The organism is Serratia sp. 121840015-1, from assembly GCF_053627655.1.
In genome coordinates, this window is sequence record NZ_JBSEYF010000001.1 from 2,509,458 (window position 1) to 2,527,263 (window position 17,806).

The following is a 17,806-nucleotide window of genomic DNA, read 5'->3' on the forward strand; positions in this document are numbered from 1 at the left end:
GAGCCGAGTATTCCCCGGATTTGTTCCCCAAGACCTCACGCAAAGTTAAATAAAATGTGATAACTCCGCCGGTGGGGGTTGTGTAGACTTCAGAGAGAAACGGGCAATCAGCGGTAATGAGAATGGACAAGCCAAAACGAATTTTGATCGTCGAGGACGACGGCGACATCGCCGAACTGCTGCAGCTGCATCTGCGCGACGAGGGTTACGCCATCAGCCACGCCGCCGACGGCAACCGGGGCATGGCGATGCTGGAACAGGGCGGCTGGGACGCCCTCATCCTCGATCTGATGCTGCCGGGCGTGGACGGATTGGAGATTTGCCGCCGGGCGCGCACCATGACGCGTTACACGCCAATCATCATCACCAGCGCGCGCTCCAGCGAGGTGCACCGCGTGCTGGGGCTGGAACTGGGCGCCGACGACTATCTGGCCAAGCCCTTCTCCATGCTGGAGCTGGTGGCGCGGGTCAAGGCGCTGTTTCGCCGCCAGGAAGCGATGAGCCGCAACCTGCGCATGGACGCCGGCGTGCTCAGCTTCAGCGATTTGACCATCGATCCGATCGCCCGCGAGGTGCACCTGCACCAGCAGCCGGTCGAGCTGACGCCGCGCGAATTCGATCTGCTGTACTTTTTCGCCCGCCACCCGGGCCAGGTGTTCTCGCGCCTCAGCCTGTTGAATCAGGTCTGGGGCTATCAGCACGAAGGGTATGAGCACACCGTCAACACCCATATCAACCGGCTGCGCATCAAGATCGAGCGCAACCCGGCGGAACCCGAGCGCATCCTCACGGTGTGGGGCATGGGCTATAAATTCGCGGCCGCGCCGCAAGAGTGAGCCATGAAAAACCTTACGTTAGCGCAACGCCTCACGCTGATCTTCGCGCTGCTGATCGTCATCGGCTGCGCCTTTTCCGGCTGGATGCAGGTGCGCAGCAGCACCCAGTACAGCCAGGCGGTGATCCAGCGCCTGTCCGGCAACCTGGCGCAGCATATCGCCGACAGCAACCCGCTGCTGGGGGTGAACGGGCCGGATCCGCAGGCGGTGCATACCCTGTTCGATCAGCTGATGGCGGTGAATCCCAGCGTTGAGGTTTACCTGCTCGACAAACAGGGCGCGATTATCGGCAACGCCGCGCCGGCCGGGCATCTGAAGCGGCAGCGGGTCGCGTTGCCGCCGCTGCAGGCGCTGCTCGGTGGCGCGCCGATGCCGGTGTATGGCGACGATCCGCGCAGCGTGGACGGGCGTAAGGTGTTCAGCGTCGCGCCGCTTAAGGTCGATGGCCGGATCGAAGGCTATCTGTACGTGGTGCTGCTCGGCGAAGAGTACACGGCGCTGGCCAGCAACGCCCAGTTCAACTCGGCGGTCAGGATGGCGCTGTGGACCTCCGGGCTGATGGTGCTGTTCAGCCTGCTGGCCGGCGGCTTCGCGTTTTATTGGGTAACGCGTCCTATCCGTCGCCTGACCCGGCAGGTCAGCGCGCTGGACAGCGGCGGCATCGAGGCGGTGCAGGCCTACGCGGCGCTGCCGGCGGTACGGGCCGGGCGCGACGAAGTCAGCCAGCTGCAGCAGGCCTTCCACCGTATGGCGCAGCGCCTTGCCGAACAGTGGCAAACGCTGGCGCAGCAGGATCGGCTGCGGCGTGAATTCATCGCTAACGTCTCGCACGATCTGCGCACCCCGCTCACCTCGCTGCACGGCTATCTGGAGACGCTGTCGGTCAAGGCCGCCACCCTGAGCGAAGCCGATCGGCGTCGCTATCTGGAGATCGCGCTGGCGCAGAGCCGCAAAGTGGGCAAGCTGGCACAGGAGCTGTTCGAGCTGGCGCGGCTGGAGTACGGCGTGGTGAAACCGCAGAAAGAGCCTTTTTCCCTCAGCGAGCTGTTGCAGGACGTGTTCCAAAAGTTCGAGCTGGCGGCGGAGGCGCGCTACCAGCGGCTGCATGCCGACATTCCCCCCGGCATTCCGCCGGTGTTCGCCGATCTCAGCATGATTGAGCGGGTGCTGACCAACCTGTTGGACAACGCCATTCGCCATACGCCGCCCGGCGGCGACATCGGCGTGCGGCTGTGGCGGCAGGACGATCGGGTGATGGTGCAGGTCAGCGACAGCGGCCCCGGCATTCCCCAGACGCTGCGCGCCGATCTGTTCGTGCGCCCGTCTGTCCTGAGCGGCGCCCGGCGCCCTTCCGGCGGACTGGGCCTGATGATCGTGCGGCGCATTCTGCAGCTGCACGACAGCGATATTCAGCTGATCGAACAAGCGCAAAGCGGCGCTTGCTTCCGCTTTGCCATTCCGCCGCGTTAATCGAGGCAGCTGCGATCGACGCTGATAAATTTGTCGTTATAGATAATGAATTTCTGCCCCTTCAGCCGAATACCGGCATGGGTCAGCGTATCGCCGGGGCGCAGGTATTCGGTGACGCCCTCTTCATCCGTGCTGTTGCAGCCCGGCTTGAGCAGGAACTTGAAGTAGGTGTTGCCGGTGTTGGTGAGCGTACCGCGCTGGGTATCGAGCCGATAGGCAAAGTTTACCTGACGCGGGCGCACCACCAGAATGGTGTCCATCACCACGATCGGCTCCAGGTTGACGCCGGCGCCCCGACGCGGCCCCGGCTCGAACAATCGGGTCGGCACTTCGCGAAATGACACCCGGTAATAACGCTCGCGATTATCCTGCGGCCCGCGGTAGAAAAACTTATAGTACTCCGCCTGCCCGGCCTGCAGCGTCAGCTGGCGCGGCGCGAACAGCAGCTCGCCGTCCGCCGGCCGGCTGCGCACCTCGCGCTCTCCCGGCCGATCGATGGCGCGAATGCTCACCTGATACAGGCGCGCACTGCGGTTGTTATTCAACACCCGCTTGGCGGTGAATGAGCGATCCTGATCCATGGCAAACGTCAGGGTACCGACATTGATCGCGGCGGCGGTAAAGGGGAAGGACAAACACAGCAACCCTATCAGTACAAGTTTCACGCCCTGCCCTCAATTGATGTTGCGCCAGGTGGCTTCGACATGAATTTCACCGGCGGCGCTGACGTCGCCATACCAACCGTTGCCGTCGACGGTTCTCAGCGAGATCGGATTGTTCATCGGAATGCTAAAGGTCACGTGGGTCTTGTTCAGCACCCCCACTTCACCGGAGATATCATTCCACGGCGTGCTGCTCCAGAGCGCATTGGTCATGTCGTGCCACTGGCCATCGCAGCCGGCGGCGAAGCTCTGCTGGCCGTTGGTGCTGGTGGTGATGCCGAGGGTGGCGGGGAACGGCACCTGGGTAGTGTTATCCGCAGAAGAAAAGAGGCAATAGTTCACCCCGTTGATCACCTGAGTCGGCCCGGTCGCCATCACCCTCACCTGATCGGCGGCGGTTTTGCCGCTGGTGGTCACGAAGTAGCCGAACTCCAGCGCCGGCTCCGCCGGGCCGACATAGCCTTCACGGTGTGGGCTGTTGTCGTAATCATCGGAAATAATGCTGATGCTGAAATCGCGCGGCTTGATAATCAGCTGGTTTGAAGTGGAAAACTCATACCATCCCGACTCCGGCGAGGTGGTGTTCTGAAAACGGAAATTGATCAGATCGCGGGTGCCGCTGTCGGAAATCCCCAGCGCGACCATCTGTTTGAAGAAGTTACTGGAGAAGAACACATAGACGGCGTTGCTGCTCTTCAGCTCGTTAAACGTATAGTAGCTGCCGGTGCCCGACGTGTTTTTCCAGGTGTTGCCGTTCAGACTGAACTGCAGATCGGCGGCGTTCACCGCTGAGGACAGCGCCGCATGGTTAATCGCCGGGAAAATATGAATCGAGGTATTGCTCACGCTGCCGTCGGTCTGCAAATCGTAGCTGACCATCTTGCACATGATGCCTGAGCGAGCGCCGATGGTCTGGTTCTTGCAATCGGCATTGCCCTCGCCGATGATCGGCACCCCATCGCTGTTGACGAACACTTCCGATACGGCGTTGGTATTGATAAAGCGCAGGTGGGCCGCCTTGCTGTGCGTGACGGTCCGCTTGTACCAGCTGCCGCTGGCCTGATCCCGACAGCGGCCGCCGGCCGCGGCGTCATAAGCCACCGACGTTTGGCAGCCGTTGATCTGCATGCTGAAAGCTTCGCCCGCCGCCATCTGCTTCAGATACTGATAGAAGCTCGGCGACATCATGCCGTGCATCCATTTTGCGCCGCCGGGCGTAACCACGGCGCCGTAAAATCCCTTTTCGTCGGTGGTCTGCGGCAGAATCAAGCTGGTATCCATATTGCAACCGGCATACCAGTTGATGCAGCGCAGGCCGAGGAACGGATTCTTTATCGGCGCATTTTCCAGCCACATGTCATAGCGCCAGTTGGCATTCAGCCCCGTGTTATAACCATTATCCACGTACCCCAGGCTCTGCTGATAGACAGTGCCGGAACCGCCGTATTTCAGCCCGGTCCACTTATTGGCGCCGGTCATGCGCGGATCCAGCCCGCCGGCCGGCGTGACGAAAAAGTTGTCGTCGGCGTTGTTCTCCACGAAGACAAATTTCATGACCGCCGCATCCGGCCAGTTGGTCTGGCTGACCGCCGCCTGCAGCGCGGGGGCGACCAGCGCCAACAACAACAGCGCAACGTTAGCTCTCATGGTCAGACTCCCCGGATGACATATTGCCTGCATAGGTTTTCAGCCCGGTGCAGATCACGTCGCCGACCCACACGGCGCCTTGCGCCTTGCTGAGATCCAAATCCACTTCGCATGTCTGATTGCCGCCGTGGGTAAAATCGATAACCGGGAATTTCTTGTCGACGTCCATGATAAATTCGCCTTTCTCATCGGTGCGGGTGCGGCCGATATGGTTCTTGATATAGGCGTTGGCCAGCAGCGTGCCGTCCTCCGCTTTGATGCGGCCAAACACCGTCACCATCTGTTTTATCTCCGGCGAGATCACCGCCACGTTGCCCGGATACAGGGTGAGCTTGCTCTTGCGCCTGGTGACGATGTCGAAGCTCTCCGCCGAGTTTTTGTTGTTCATCAGCTCAACGTCGTACTGACCGTAAGGCGACAAAGGCAGGTAATTCTTATTGCCGCTCAGCTTCACCATCCGGCCGTCAACCCGTGCGGTCAGCAGGCCGTCGTTTTCAATGCCGGTATTGAAGATAATCCCGGCGTTGCCTTCGTTGCGGCCGCTGATGGCAATATCACGCCCTTGCCAACCCATGCTGCCGCTCGCGGTCAGGCTGCTGTTAACGTAGCCGTCGGCGGAGCTGCTGACGTTGAGCGTGCCGGCCGAATACTTGGTGTCGAAGCGCGCATAGCCACCACCGTTGAAGCGATTGTCGCCGCGGGTATCACCGGAAATCGCCCGCGACAGGTTGGCGCCCAGGGTGCGGATCGGCCCGTCCTTGATGTCCTTGCGCGCCGCCAGGTTGGCGGTGGTGTAACCGTTTTGATTGGAAACGCCGGCGCTGAGCCAGTTGCCCATCGGCAGTGAAAAATCGAGCGCGATGTACTTGCCGGTATTGGCGTTGCTGCTGCCGTTGTTGTAGCGTTGCACGCCCGCCCGGACGCCCAGCGTGCCGAAGCGGCCGGTAAAGATGTTCTGGTAATAGTCGGCGTTGTAATAGTGACTGTCGTTCTTCTTATCGTCGTTGTAGCTGGCGCTCAGGGTGCCCAGCGGAGACCACAGCGCCCCCAGATTAAGGCTGCCGCCAACGGCGCGGTTATAGGCGTCATTTTGCAACAGACGATCGCCAATCTGCGTTTTCTCCTGATTGATCCATACGCTGCTGAAGCCGCCGGGCAACGCGGCGCTGACGCTGTTGACCAGGCTCCAGGAGCGATCGGAGGCCGCCATGTTTTGCAGGTTGATCTGAATCGACTCGGTCACCGGCAGGCTGACGCGGCTCTCGCCGACGGCATTGCCGTCAAACGAATACCCCGACAGCGCCCAATTAAGCGTTTGCAGATTGCCGGTAGCCGAAGCGCCAAGCAAATAAGAGTCCTTTGCCGGGCGGTGGCGTTCCCGTTCACCTCGCCAGTCGTCCATGCGCAGCATCCCGCCCCAGAATTGCCAGGCCAGCGGCGCATTCGCACCGCGATTGGGGCTGAACAATTTATTCACTCGCTGCATGCGTTTATCGACCACTTTGCCGTTGACCACGATCTCCACCTCTACGTCATAGATACCGTAGGGCAAACTGCCGGTGTCCACTTCATGGTTGCCCATCGCGAAGTTTTGTACGCTGAGCAGCCGCCCGTCGCGCGACAGATGCACCTCGCCGGCCGAGGGGAAAAAAACCACGATCGGCGTCAGCGATTGGGAATTATCGAATACCGTCGAGTTGGCGCGGTTGCCGTAGGACAGGCCATAAATCTTGCTCGAGTTGATGGTCGTGACCGGCCCCAGCGACTGCAGGTTCCAGCTGTCCAGCATGCCGGCGGCGAAACGGCGGCCGGCGAAATCACGCTCGTACATTGCTTTGTACAGCGTGGCGTTTTCATCGCCGCTGCCGATACCGTAGATGGAACCGTTCAACTCCACGTGGTGTTCGCGCAACGCCGTGACGCTGTTGAGCGATAAATAACTGGAGGTATTGCCTTCGCTGGCGCGGGCCCGGTTATCGTAGACCCCGAGGTTATAATCCAGCGTGCTGCTTACGGCATCCACGCTGGACGCGCCGATGTCGCTGGAGCGGGCGCGCAGCACCGTCCCCAACGCGGATTCCTTCACCACCAGCTGCAGGTTGAGCTGCCGGAAATCCAGCGCCAGCCAGGCGTCGTCCGCGATCCGAATATGCTGCTGCCGATCGAATGGCGCATCCTGCAAAGCCTGCAGCTGGCCGGCAATCGCCGCCGTCAGCCGGGCGCCGTCGTCGTTATCCTCCAGCGTCACCCGACGAATCTTTAGCCGGTCCTGATCCAGGTAGAGAAAGGCATGGCCGATGCGGCTGTCGTCTTTGACGCCATCGCTCTTTTCATAATGCAACAACAGCGGAATACTCATCCCCTCGCGCAACGCCAGGCTGAAAGTGTGCGGGATCAGCACGCCGTTAATCTGCGTCAAACCGGCCGCCATCGCCATCCGGCCAGGCAACAGCGTCGGGAGCGCCAGCGCACCGGCAGCCAAAAGCGTTCTCAACAGCACAGCGTTCACATGCCACTCCTTGCGTGATTGTTTTGCATCCATCGTGGATAACGCGCGCATTACTTCACCGGGATAAACTGTTCGCCGTGCCACAGCGCGACGCGTCCTTTTTTATCGTTGACGTCAACCTTGCTGAAGGCGCGATCCTTCCCCGGCATCACAAAATAGTTTTCCTTGCAGTCGCTGCCGTCTTGCTTGTTCCTGCAATTGCCGTAGGCCACCACTTTGAACGTGGCGTTGCCGGTGTTTTTGATCCGTCCGTTGGCGAACTGATAGGCGAAGCGATCCTGCCGAGGCGCCACCACCAAAATGGTGCCGATGCGCGCCGACGTGGTGGCCACGGCATTACGCCGAGCCGAGTTTTGCCCCGCCTCGCTCAACGCCTGATCGAACCAAACGATGCGGTAGTAACGCTCCTGGGCATCATTCGGCCCCTTGTAGTAAAAGCGGATCACATCGCTGGCGTTGGCCGGCAAGATCAGGCTGGCGGGCGACAGCAGCATTTCATCCCGACTGCTCATCGGGATCACCGTGCCGGAGGCCAGGGGACTGGAAATGCGTTCGATCTTGATGGTCACCAGCCGGCCGCTGTCGGTGGTGTTTTTGATTTCCTTGCTCAGGCGCGCGCTGTCGCCAGGCATGAAGGCGCTGATCTCACCCACATCGAGCGCCAAAGCCGGCCGCAGCAGCATTAACATCAGGGTGACGGCGAGAGAAAAGCGTGTCATTGCGGTATTCCACTGGCGTTGATGAGCGATAAATAGCAGGAGGTCTCCCCCCTGCCAGATGCAGATCGTTCGAGGGATTAGGAAGTCCAGGTCGCGTTGAACTCGACGCTGACGTCACCGCTCCAGATACCTTCCGGCAGCGTGCTGAAATCCGTGACGGCGGTGGTGCCGTTTGACGTCGCGCCGATGATGCTGAAGGTGAACTGATCCTGCGCGCTGGTGCGGCCGGCCTGGTTGTAGGCGTTGGACAGGGCGCTCAGATTGCCGCCCAAAATGCCGGCGGTGGTGTCGATCATGGTGGTTTCAGCCGTTTTCCCGACCACCGCACCGTTATAGTTCACCCCGACTTCCAGCGTAGAACCGGAAGTATCCAGCTGAGTCAGCGTATTGGAGACCAGTTTTGAGGTCAGTTTGAAAGCGGTGGCCGTGGTATCGCCTTCCACGGTGACGTCAAACAGGCCTTTCTGGCTGTTGAAACCCTTAATGCCTTCTGCATAGTTGAAGGCCAGGCTGCCAATCGGCGTCACAACCAGTTTGCTGGTGGTGTCTTTCTTGGCAGTCGCAGACCAGGTTGCCAGCGCCTGAGCGGTAACGTCGGCGGCTTGAGCAGTGCTGACCGCTGCAAAGGCGGAAACGATCGCCAAAGCCAGTGTCATTTTCTTCATGGTATAACTCCCTTCAATGTTGAATATGTTTTCTTTCTTTCGTCCATTCTCAGCCAGCCGTTTGCATCACTGCGTTTAGCCAGTCTGCTTGACGCCACAAGAATATCCCTGGCCGATCAAAAAAGAATCATTAACTATTAAAGTTCAAATATTTAGATTTAAATCCCGCAATTAATGTTTTAACCCCCATCAATCACATTAAAAAGCGGGTTAAGCCTTTAATGAAAGCACAATCACATTGTGGTTTAACCCCGGCAAGGCGGGTATTGTTTAACCACAAGTACGCTCTGTTCGCCCTTCCCATGGCCGTGCAAAATTTCAGCGCCGGCGTTGTTCGGTGAGGGAAAAGATTGATTGGATTTACGCAGGGGGCAGCAGCCAATCCAGATCGGCCGCTGTAGAGAAAAAGGGGGCTTCTCGCCCTGTGTCAGGAAGGGTATCGGGTTCTCAGGGAAAGAATAAGCCGCATAAAGCCGGCCTGATTGAGGCCCAGTTTTCGCATAATATTCAGTTTATGGGAGCTTATGGTTTTGTAACTTCTCCGGGTCACGTTGGCGATGCTGCCTGGAGATGCGCCGGCAACCATCATGGCCAAAACTCGCCATTCACTGTCAGATAATGCGGCTGCCGGATGCACCAGCCGGGCGCGAATATGCGGGGAACGATAGCCGGAGAACTCACCCGCAGCCGCAATGGCGTCACTCAGGCAATGCAATGGCTCCCCCTTTGCCACGATAGCTATGCGCGCATCCGCGGCCAACAACGCTAATATACCGGGGTGTTCTACCGCGGTGAAAATCACCAAGGGAATTTCCGGCCAAACATTTTTTGCCGTCAGAACGAACCGTAATACATCATACAAATATTCTCTCTGATGATATAACTCCATAATAAGCGCGCGAGGCTTTCCCTCTTTCAATACCCCCTCCAGCTCCCTCAAGGTGTCGATAAAATAGCTGTCACTTGATTGGGTAACGAGAAATGCTTCCATTCCTCTTCTCACTAAATAGCTGGGTTCAAAAAATAGCAGCGCATCACCGAAATCGGCTTTAACCATACATAATCACCATAATGAGGTAGAAAGCGGTAGAGAAAGGGAAATACCTCTCGTAAGCGCCACACGGCAACCCGCCAAATGAAAGTCGAACGTTCTATTTCAACACTGTAATATTTTTGTCATATCCACCGCCCTTCAATCGCGTTGGGCAGCGGCTATCAATGGTCAATTAATAAACTCAGCATTGTCGCTTTCCAATCCTGAACAGATCTCCATTTTATGTTCGCGCAAGATCTTGCAGCGCAGCAGGAATAAGCGGGAAATGCCGGAAATGTAAGCCCTGACCTGATTGCTGCGCACCACCAGCAAAAACTCATCGCCGCTGCATTCTCCCGTTTGGTGCGCGGCGTAAGCCAGAATGTCCCGATTCAGGCTGGCGTTGACCGTCGCCGAGGCATCAGGCAACGACATGAAAACCTTACAGTTGCCCGACTTTCCCAGGTAGCTCTCCTGCCGGGCCCCCGAGCCGCTGAAATAGGCCGTGACAGCAATAGCCATGAGGATCCCCCCCAGAACCATCGCGCTGAACATCAGCCACCCGCGGCGGGAATAACCAAGATGAGAAGAGGCCCCGTCGATGACGATGTCGGACGCCGGATTGACCGCCGCTGCGGGCGCAGATCCCGGCACAGCCGCGGCAGGTTCCGCGTCGTGAATATCTTCCGCGTCCTCATAAGACTCGATGGTAATCTCATCACGCAACATAAAACCCACTTTAGGAACCGTAACAATGACCTCATCCTCGACGCCGAGGTTTTTAATCACCCGACGCAATTTGCTGACGCACTGATTAAGATTATTATTGCTGGACACCATGCCGTAATCATCCCAGACCTTCTTGAATATCAGTTCACGCCCTACGGCCTCGCCATGGTGGGCAATCAACAGCAGCAACAACCGTTTGGAAGGACTGGATATGGATATGGGATCGTCAGAAAAATCTGTTGGGCTAAGGGTTCTGGTGTCTGCGTCAAAGAGAATATGGTCATTAAATCTATATTTCATTTTATTCACATGTTTTCACTATAGCGATCATTTATAGTTTGGCGTCAAATGTTAATGAAATATTAAATAAATATTTAATCAGGTAATTCGCGAAAATACCCAAGCACAGGCAAGAAAAACCACTCAATTAACGCCACGAAATACGCTTTGTCACCTCACCATCGTTTATATAGGATTTTTCTTGCAAACCATAACCAAAGGTTAACCAATCACCTCATTCATTGATATATTGACGCGACAAAAACCACAAAGTTAGTTTTTTGTGTCGCAAATTATCCATTTTAAGGAAAATCATCTCAAAAAAAGACCGCAGAACTAAATTTTAATAAAAAAATAATAACACGTGAATGTTGAGCGTAATCACAGACCGCAGTCCATCCGCATTAGCCCGATGAATTAACGCGTTTGCCGCGTCGCAAATGTTAAATTTTGGGTTCAGCCAAGGCGGTGGGAAACAATAATGAAAGGAAAAACTTACGAATGGCGCCTGTCGCGTTTTCCGCAACAGGCGAAAACATTCGCGGTAGCTCATTGAACTGATGAGGGGAATATCAGGCTAAAGGTCAAGCAAGCAGAACCCCGGCCATCGGAACACTGCGCGCGAACTTCACCGCCGTGCAGCGTCATGATGGCGCGCACGATAGACAGCCCCAGCCCACTGGCATGATTGCCGGCGCTGCGCGCGGGATCGGCGCGATAGAAGCGATCGAACAGCTTTTCCAGCTGTGCCGGCGCGATCGACGGCCCCTGATTGATAACCTGTACCCACCAGGCATCGGCGCGCCGTTCAGCCCGCAGGACGATCCGGCTGTTTTCGTCGGCATAACGCACTGCGTTAGCCACCAGGTTGCTCAACGCGCGCTGGAACAGCATCGCGTCCGCCTTCAGCGTTCCCTCACCTTCGCAGCTCAGCGCGATGCCGCGTTCTTCCGCCAGCCCCTCGAAGTAATCCGCCACCCGCCGCAGCTCCAGCGCCACATCCAGCCGACTGTAGTTCAGCGCAGACTGCGCCTCGCCGGCACGCGCCAGGAACAGGATATTTTCCACCATGCGGGAAATGCGCTCCAGCTCATCCATATTGTTCGACAGCAGGGTTTCGTACTCCTCCACGCTGCGGGGCTGGTAAAGCGCCACCTGACACTGGCCCATCAACGCCCCTACCGGAGTGCGGATCTCATGGGCCAGATCGGCGGAAAACTGCGTCAGCCGCTGATAGCCTTCATTCAACCGATCGAGCATCGCATTGAACGAACGGGTCAGCTGCTGCAACTCCTTCGGCGCCCCCTGCTCGCTGAGGCGTGTCGACAGCGTATTGGGCGCAATCTGCGCCGCCTGCGCCGCCATGCGCCATAACGGTTTCAATCCTCGGCGCATGACCCCATACCCCAGGAGCGCAATCAGCAGGAAAGCCACCGCCACCGCCGCGACGATGCGCCACAGGTAGCGCGCCAGCATCTTCTGTTCGTTGACCATCACGTGCGCGGCGGAGATCTGCAACAGGCTGCCGTCTTCCAGGCGCACCATCGCTGAAGCCGCGCGCAGCGGCACCCCCTGCGCCGTTTCCCCGCCGCGCACGGCGGCCAACGTCTGCGCCTGACCGGCCGGCGTCGGCGCGATCGGCGGCAATGCCACCCCAGCCGGGTTCACGTTGATGAGCGGTTTTTGTCCCGGGATTTGGAAAATCAGCACGTCCTGTTCATTGCCCAGCATGTTTTCAAACAGGCCGTTATTGGCGGTCAGGCGAGCCAAAGGAAAGCGCTGCCCCAGCAGATGGCGGAAATACTCTACGCGCCCCGTCACCTGCAGATCGCTGCGCAGCGTCATTTCCTGGCGCATGGCGCTAAACAGATACCCGCCCGTCCCGCTCACCACCAACGCGGCCACCAGTGCGAACAGCGTGGCGGTGCGCAGCGTCAGCGATACCGGCCGACGTGACGTGCGCCCGCTCACGAGCGTGGCTCGCAGACATAGCCGATGCCGCGCACGCTGTGGATCAGCTTGACGTCGAACGGCCGGTCGATTTTGGCGCGCAGGCGTTTGATCGCCACGTCAACCACATTGGTGTCGCTGTCAAAATTCATGTCCCACACCTGAGAGGCTATTTGCGTGCGCGACAGCACTTCGCCCTCGCGCCGCACCAGCAGGTGCAGCAGCATGAACTCCTTGTTGGTCAACGGGATCACCTGATCCTGACGCACCGCCCGGCGGCGCAGCACGTCCAGCTGCAGATCGGCGATAGCGTAATGATCGGCTTCGCGCGCCGGCCCGCGGCGCAGCAAGGTGCGCAAACGCAGTACCAGCTCGGTGAACGAGAACGGCTTGATAAGATAGTCGTCCGCGCCCAGCTCCAGACCGTGAATGCGATCCTGTACGCCATCGCGGGCGGTGAGAAACAGAATCGGCACGTCGCTTTTCTTGCGCAGCACCTCGATAATCTGCCAACCATCCAGCCCCGGCAGCATTACATCAAGCACGATCGCATCGTAGTCCTGCTCCAACGCGCGAAACAATCCGTCGGTGCCGGTGCGCGCCAAATCGACGCCGTACCCCGCCTCACCCAGCCCTTTCTTCAGGTAATCCCCTGTGCCGATATCGTCTTCAACTACCAGTATTCGCATGCTCACCACCTCGTTACGTCTGCAAAAAATACTAGCAGTTTCGGCGGACAAACTTGATGACATTAATGTCATCAAACGGCCATGGCGCTGACCCCATCGCTCAACCATGCTTAACCGGCAAACTCATTTCAGGAGAACGTTATGATTACCCGTCATCGTATAGCCGGTTTACTGTTATCCACGTTACTGCTGTCCAGCGGCTTGGCCGCCGCTGCCCAAACGCCGGGCAAGGTTATCGCGCCGCTGCGCGGCACCATCAGCCAGGTTGCCGACGGCAATCTGCGACTGACCGACCGCAAGGGCGAGACACTCAGCGTCAAGCTGAACGATCAGACCAAAGTGCTCAGCGTTTCCAAAGCCACGCTGGACGACATCAAACCGGACAGCTTTATCGGCACCGCCGCCGTGCCGCAGCCGGACGGCACGCTCAAAGCGCTGGAAGTGCACGTGTTCGCCGCCAGCCTGCGCGGCACCGGCGAAGGACATTCGGCCTGGGAATCCGCCGACGGCAAAGTGGACACCATGACCAACGGCACCGTCGGCAAACTGGTGAAATCCAACGGCCGCACCCTGACCGTCACCTACGGCAACCAGCAAAAAACCGTCGTCGTGCCGGAAGACGTGCCGATCGTAACGCTGGATCCGGGCGATTTGAGCCTGCTGAAGCCGGGCGTGCACATCGTGCTGTTCTCCACCGTCAACGATAAGGGCGAGCGCATCGCCACCCGCATTTCCGCCGGCAAAGACGGCACCGTGCCGCCGATGTAACGGAGGGAAGCCATGAAGACCAACGCGTCGCGGCCGGTGCATCGCTGGCCGGTTCGAATCACTCATTGGATCAACCTGTTCGCCATGGTGTGCATGTTCATGAGCGGTTGGGAAATCTACAACGCCTCGCCGCTGTTCGATTTCCGCTTTCCGCCGCAGATGACGCTGGGCGGTTGGCTGGGCGGCGCGATTGGTTGGCATTTGGCGGTGATGTGGCTATTGGCGCTCAACGCCGTCTGCTATCTGCTGTGGAGCCTGTTCAGCGGCCATTTTCGCCGCGATCTGTTGCCGCTGCGCGTCGGCGCGCTGCGGCAGGATATCTGGCTGGCCTTGACGCTGCGCCTGCGCCACCGGCATGGCCACTACAACGCCATTCAGAAGCTGATGTACCTCGGCGTACTGGCGCTGGGGCTATTACTGGTGCTGTCCGGCCTGGCGATTTGGAAGCCGGTTCAGCTGCAGGGATTGGTCGCCCTGTTTGGCGGCTTCGATTTCGCGCGCTACGTGCATTTCTTCGCCATGGCCGGCATCGGCCTGTTCGTGGCGATCCACGTCTTTATGGTGATCATCGTGCCCAAAACGCTGTGGGCGATGATAACGGGTGGCAAACATGAATGAGAAAAAGCCGCGGGCAACCGCGCCAAAACTGGAACCGGACCAAAAAAAGCAGTTGGTCAATCTGCAACGCCGCCTGATGCTGCGTTCCGGCCTGACGCTGGGTGGTATCGCCATGCTCACCGGTTGCAACCTGCAAGACGGCGATCGGGTGGATAAGGTGCTGTGGGCCATGTCGCGCTGGAACGACCGGGTGCAGGCCTGGCTGTTCAGCGGCCAGCGGCTGGCGCAAACTTACCGGCCCGATCAGATTACCCACCCTTTCCCCTTCAACGCGTTTTACCCGGAATACAACGTCCCCGAGATCGATCTCGCCGGCTACCGGCTTGAGGTCGCCGGGAAAGTGGAGAAAAAAGCCCCCTGGACGCTGGAACAGCTGCAGCGGCTGCCGCAGCAAAGCCAGATCACGCGTCTGATCTGCATTGAGGGCTGGAGCGCGATCGGCCAATGGGGCGGCGTGCCGCTACGCACCTTTCTGCAGCACGTCGGCGCGGATCTCAATGCCGGTTACGTCGGCTTCAAATGCGCCGATCGCTACTACTCCAGCCTCGACATGGCCACCGCGCTGCACCCGCAGACCATCCTGGCGCTGGATTTCGGCGGCAAGGCGCTGCCGGCGGACTATGGCTACCCGCTGCGGCTGCGGGTGCCAACCAAACTGGGGTTCAAAAACGCCAAACATATCGCCGCGATCTTCGTCAGCGACGTCAATCCGGGCGGGTATTGGGAAGATCAGGGCTACAACTGGTTCAGCGGCATTTAGTTTTGCGCGGCGCTGCGCATAAGCCTCATCGGCGGCTGGCGGATCTTCTCCGCCGCGGTTAATAATCTGTTCGTCACAACGGGGGTAACTATAGGAAAAATAATAGTAAAAAGGATTTTTATCATGGAGATTGATGTGAGGGAGATCAATGCACGACCTGTCACGGAATATAGGTACCGAATAACGGTTTTTAAAAAAGCCAGCAGCGTTGCTGCGTATTACCTTGATTTTAAAAAAGCGACGTTAAGGATGCGTCAATGGCTTATTGGGGCTTATCCTGCCTCGGAAGTATTGGACAATGCTTACGTCATGGAACTGTACGATGTAAGGGCGTTGGAAACCCGCGCCGAAGTAACCAAATCCTTATTTGATACCTATACCAGAATGGCATACACCCGAGATGAAGGAGAACAGCTATTCATTAATGGCATCGGCCAGGCGATCGTCACTTTTGTGGCGCAATACCAAGCGAGATTGCTTTTCAGCGTACCGCTCAGGCCAGCGTTAGCCAGAATTTATGACTCGCTCTTGAAAAAACATGCGCATCGCGTACATTATTTGTACAGCCAAGGGCTTATTGAGGACGGATTATATGTCATCGAAATACCGCCTGTTAACGGCAGAATCCCACCCAACTCCTATGAGCATAAAGGAACGGCACCAAAGAGAAATGCAAACCTTCCACGAAGAATGGGCTGAACAAAGGCGCCGCGAATGGCGTGAACGCGGCGGTGCTGAAGCCAGTGAAGCGCCCGCCAGTGGCATCGATAGCGAACTTTCATCCTGATTCCGGTTCGTATTTCCTCTTCCCCTACCGTCAGCAACCCAAGCCCCGCCTGCTCGATGGCCTCTTGTGCGGCGGAGGCTGGCCTCAAGACCAAGACGAAGCTGACCACCCTGCTCGGCCTGAGCGGCTTTCTGTTCACCCGGCCGTTGTGGCTGGCGATGTGATTTCTCTGGCATACTGAACTCCGTTGTTTTTCATCGCCTTTCACCCTGTGCAGGAGCAGCAACATGACCGTAATCAACACCGCGCCAACGCTTATCACCGAACGTCTGCGGCTGGACGCGCACACGCTGGACGACTTCGAGTCGCTGGCCGCATTGTGGGCCGATCCGCAGGTGGTGCGCTATATCGGCGGCACGCCGCGCGACCGGGAGGACTCCTGGGGGCGCCTGATGCGCTACGTCGGCCACTGGGCGCTGTTGGGATACGGGTATTGGGCGGTGCGTGACAAACTGAGCGGCGAGTACCTCGGCAGCATCGGCTTTTCCAACTTCCTGCGCGATATCACCCCGGCGCTCGACGCACCGGAAATGGGCTGGACGCTGGTGAGCTCGGCGCAGGGCAAAGGCTACGCCACCGAGGCACTGCGGGCGGCGCTGGCCTGGGGTAAAACGCACCTGCCGGGCGAGAAAACCGTCTGCATCATCTCGCCGGAAAACCAGGCTTCGCTGGCGCTGGCGAAAAAGGTCGGTTTCTGCGAAAGCCACCGCAGCGAGTATCACCAGAGCCCGATCGTCGTGATGCACTGCCCGCTTTGAATGCCTAAGCGCGTTGCACCGCCAACGCCGTCTGAATGAAGTTGTCCCGCAGCACGTCCGCGCGCTGCGGATCCCAGGCGATACCGACCTGCCACTCCGTCTCTTCGCCGCTCAGCGGCAGAATGTCGATGCCGGCCGGCGCGATGTGCGTGATGCTGTGCGGCAGCAGCGCGACGCCAACGCCGGCGGCGACCAGCGCCAGCAGCGTCTGGATATCGCCGGCCTGCTGCACCACGTTCGGCGTCAACCGGTGAGCGGCGATAAACCGCAGCGACTGATCGCTCAGCCCGCGCCCGCGTTTCGGTGTCAGCTGCAACAGCGGCAGCTGATTGAAACGCGCCATCAGGTCGTCGGCCCGCAGCGCCAGCGCGCCCGGCGCGGCCAGCACCAGCCGGTCGCTCAGCAATGCCACACAGCACAGCGGCGTAGTGACCGGTAAGCGCACGAATCCCGCCTGCAACTCGCCCTGCAGCAACAGCTGATACTGCCGCTCCGACGGCATGTCCTCCAGCCCAATGACCACCTCGGGAAAACGCTGGCGAAAGGCGGCCACCAGCTGCGGCGCCAGATGAAAACTGGAGAGGCCAAATCCCAGCGCCAGCCGCCCCGCTTCCCCGAGCGCTACCCGCCGGGCGCGCCGCTGAAACTGCTGGTACTGTTCCACCAGCGCCTGCGCCTCCGGGTAGAGCCGCTGCCCACCGGCGGTGAGCACCGCCCCCTGTCGGCCACGCTCGAACAGCCGAACGCCGAGCTGGGTTTCCAGCGCTTGAATCTGCTTGCTCAGCGCCGGTTGGCTGATGCACAGCAGGCTCGCCGCCTGCCGATAGTTGCCCTGTTCGGCCAGCGCCACCAGGGCGCGCAGTTGTTTTATATCCATTCCATCAGGTTATCGAATAGGGAATTTAATTGATTATACAGTAATCAATC

General features: G+C 58.8%; 17 protein-coding genes. 7 read left to right on the forward strand and 10 right to left on the reverse strand.

Translation table 11 applies throughout. From position 1 onward, the window contains the following. Positions 1-122: 122 nt before the first annotated feature. Positions 123-836 carry a winged helix-turn-helix domain-containing protein gene (locus tag ACUXAC_RS12145; RefSeq protein WP_387444398.1) on the forward strand — a complete coding sequence of 238 codons (714 nt, stop codon included), beginning with the start codon at positions 123-125 and terminating at the stop codon, positions 834-836. Between the two features lie 3 nt (positions 837-839). Beyond that, positions 840-2,306, forward strand: a complete 1,467-nt coding sequence (locus ACUXAC_RS12150; RefSeq protein ID WP_308342969.1) for a sensor histidine kinase — start codon at positions 840-842, stop codon at positions 2,304-2,306. Here the strand turns inward: ACUXAC_RS12150 and ACUXAC_RS12155 are convergent. The 9 genes from ACUXAC_RS12155 to ACUXAC_RS12195 form a co-directional block, all read right to left on the reverse strand. Continuing rightward, positions 2,303-2,971: a fimbrial biogenesis chaperone gene (locus ACUXAC_RS12155; RefSeq protein WP_060438937.1), complete on the reverse strand. Its 669-nt coding sequence runs from the start codon at positions 2,969-2,971 to the stop codon at positions 2,303-2,305. The two genes, ACUXAC_RS12150 and ACUXAC_RS12155, sit on opposite strands and share 4 nt — an antisense overlap. A 9-nt stretch (positions 2,972-2,980) precedes the next feature. Further along, positions 2,981-4,615, reverse strand: a complete 1,635-nt coding sequence (ecpD, locus tag ACUXAC_RS12160) for a fimbrial adhesin EcpD (RefSeq protein WP_387444393.1) — start codon at positions 4,613-4,615, stop codon at positions 2,981-2,983. Continuing rightward, complete coding sequence (locus tag ACUXAC_RS12165) at positions 4,605-7,124, reverse strand: fimbrial biogenesis outer membrane usher protein (protein ID WP_421115200.1); 2,520 nt, start codon at positions 7,122-7,124, stop codon at positions 4,605-4,607. The genes ecpD and ACUXAC_RS12165 overlap by 11 nt, the downstream gene beginning before the upstream one ends. A 50-nt stretch (positions 7,125-7,174) precedes the next feature. Then, on the reverse strand, positions 7,175-7,843 hold the full coding sequence (locus ACUXAC_RS12170) for an EcpB family pilus assembly chaperone (RefSeq protein ID WP_038880871.1): 669 nt from the start codon (positions 7,841-7,843) through the stop codon (positions 7,175-7,177). 77 nt (positions 7,844-7,920) lie between these two features. Continuing rightward, entirely contained in the window at positions 7,921-8,508 is a 588-nt protein-coding gene (gene ecpA, locus ACUXAC_RS12175) for a common pilus major fimbrillin subunit EcpA (RefSeq protein WP_004939148.1), read from the reverse strand. A 427-nt stretch (positions 8,509-8,935) separates the two neighbouring features. Then, positions 8,936-9,565, reverse strand: a complete 630-nt coding sequence (locus tag ACUXAC_RS12180) for a helix-turn-helix transcriptional regulator (protein WP_387444386.1) — start codon at positions 9,563-9,565, stop codon at positions 8,936-8,938. A gap of 165 nt (positions 9,566-9,730) precedes the next feature. Next, positions 9,731-10,570 carry a winged helix-turn-helix domain-containing protein gene (locus tag ACUXAC_RS12185; protein ID WP_084826572.1) on the reverse strand — a complete coding sequence of 280 codons (840 nt, stop codon included), beginning with the start codon at positions 10,568-10,570 and terminating at the stop codon, positions 9,731-9,733. Between the two features lie 528 nt (positions 10,571-11,098). Further along, positions 11,099-12,520, reverse strand: a complete 1,422-nt coding sequence (locus tag ACUXAC_RS12190; RefSeq protein ID WP_141958518.1) for a heavy metal sensor histidine kinase — start codon at positions 12,518-12,520, stop codon at positions 11,099-11,101. Then, entirely contained in the window at positions 12,517-13,188 is a 672-nt protein-coding gene (locus ACUXAC_RS12195) for a heavy metal response regulator transcription factor (protein WP_021504273.1), read from the reverse strand. Before ACUXAC_RS12195 ends, ACUXAC_RS12190 begins: the two co-directional genes overlap by 4 nt. Before the next feature lie 141 nt (positions 13,189-13,329). Here ACUXAC_RS12195 and ACUXAC_RS12200 point away from each other — a divergent pair, with 141 nt between their 5' ends. From ACUXAC_RS12200 to ACUXAC_RS12220, 5 genes are all read left to right on the forward strand, one after another. After that, positions 13,330-13,956 (forward strand): hypothetical protein, encoded by a 627-nt coding sequence (locus ACUXAC_RS12200; RefSeq protein WP_454266672.1) that lies wholly within the window; start codon positions 13,330-13,332, stop codon positions 13,954-13,956. Between the two features lie 12 nt (positions 13,957-13,968). Next, a complete protein-coding gene (locus tag ACUXAC_RS12205; RefSeq protein ID WP_084826574.1) occupies positions 13,969-14,574 on the forward strand; it encodes a cytochrome b/b6 domain-containing protein in 606 nt (201 codons plus the stop codon). Then, a complete protein-coding gene (locus tag ACUXAC_RS12210; protein ID WP_004939173.1) occupies positions 14,567-15,334 on the forward strand; it encodes a molybdopterin-dependent oxidoreductase in 768 nt (255 codons plus the stop codon). The genes ACUXAC_RS12205 and ACUXAC_RS12210 overlap by 8 nt, the downstream gene beginning before the upstream one ends. A gap of 123 nt (positions 15,335-15,457) precedes the next feature. Then, positions 15,458-16,033: a hypothetical protein gene (locus tag ACUXAC_RS12215; RefSeq protein WP_308342975.1), complete on the forward strand. Its 576-nt coding sequence runs from the start codon at positions 15,458-15,460 to the stop codon at positions 16,031-16,033. Between the two features lie 315 nt (positions 16,034-16,348). Next, positions 16,349-16,879, forward strand: a complete 531-nt coding sequence (locus ACUXAC_RS12220) for a GNAT family N-acetyltransferase (RefSeq protein WP_060421279.1) — start codon at positions 16,349-16,351, stop codon at positions 16,877-16,879. 4 nt (positions 16,880-16,883) lie between these two features. Here the strand turns inward: ACUXAC_RS12220 and ACUXAC_RS12225 are convergent, their stop codons facing one another. Further along, positions 16,884-17,756 carry a LysR family transcriptional regulator gene (locus ACUXAC_RS12225; RefSeq protein WP_180548283.1) on the reverse strand — a complete coding sequence of 291 codons (873 nt, stop codon included), beginning with the start codon at positions 17,754-17,756 and terminating at the stop codon, positions 16,884-16,886. Positions 17,757-17,806: the final 50 nt, after the last annotated feature.

What these genes read in the sequence shown, in the direction of transcription:
- ACUXAC_RS12145 (WP_387444398.1), top strand. Translation starts at nt 123, where the DNA reads ATGGACAAGCCAAAACGAATTTTGATCGTCGAGGACGACGGCGACATC.
- ACUXAC_RS12150 (WP_308342969.1), top strand. Translation starts at nt 840, where the DNA reads ATGAAAAACCTTACGTTAGCGCAACGCCTCACGCTGATCTTCGCGCTG.
- ecpD (WP_387444393.1), bottom strand. Translation starts at nt 4,615, where the DNA reads ATGAGAGCTAACGTTGCGCTGTTGTTGTTGGCGCTGGTCGCCCCCGCG.
- ACUXAC_RS12170 (WP_038880871.1), bottom strand. Translation starts at nt 7,843, where the DNA reads ATGACACGCTTTTCTCTCGCCGTCACCCTGATGTTAATGCTGCTGCGG.
- ecpA (WP_004939148.1), bottom strand. Translation starts at nt 8,508, where the DNA reads ATGAAGAAAATGACACTGGCTTTGGCGATCGTTTCCGCCTTTGCAGCG.
- ACUXAC_RS12180 (WP_387444386.1), bottom strand. Translation starts at nt 9,565, where the DNA reads ATGGTTAAAGCCGATTTCGGTGATGCGCTGCTATTTTTTGAACCCAGC.
- ACUXAC_RS12185 (WP_084826572.1), bottom strand. Translation starts at nt 10,570, where the DNA reads ATGAAATATAGATTTAATGACCATATTCTCTTTGACGCAGACACCAGA.
- ACUXAC_RS12195 (WP_021504273.1), bottom strand. Translation starts at nt 13,188, where the DNA reads ATGCGAATACTGGTAGTTGAAGACGATATCGGCACAGGGGATTACCTG.
- ACUXAC_RS12200 (WP_454266672.1), top strand. Translation starts at nt 13,330, where the DNA reads ATGATTACCCGTCATCGTATAGCCGGTTTACTGTTATCCACGTTACTG.
- ACUXAC_RS12205 (WP_084826574.1), top strand. Translation starts at nt 13,969, where the DNA reads ATGAAGACCAACGCGTCGCGGCCGGTGCATCGCTGGCCGGTTCGAATC.
- ACUXAC_RS12210 (WP_004939173.1), top strand. Translation starts at nt 14,567, where the DNA reads ATGAATGAGAAAAAGCCGCGGGCAACCGCGCCAAAACTGGAACCGGAC.
- ACUXAC_RS12215 (WP_308342975.1), top strand. Translation starts at nt 15,458, where the DNA reads ATGGAGATTGATGTGAGGGAGATCAATGCACGACCTGTCACGGAATAT.
- ACUXAC_RS12220 (WP_060421279.1), top strand. Translation starts at nt 16,349, where the DNA reads ATGACCGTAATCAACACCGCGCCAACGCTTATCACCGAACGTCTGCGG.
- ACUXAC_RS12225 (WP_180548283.1), bottom strand. Translation starts at nt 17,756, where the DNA reads ATGGATATAAAACAACTGCGCGCCCTGGTGGCGCTGGCCGAACAGGGC.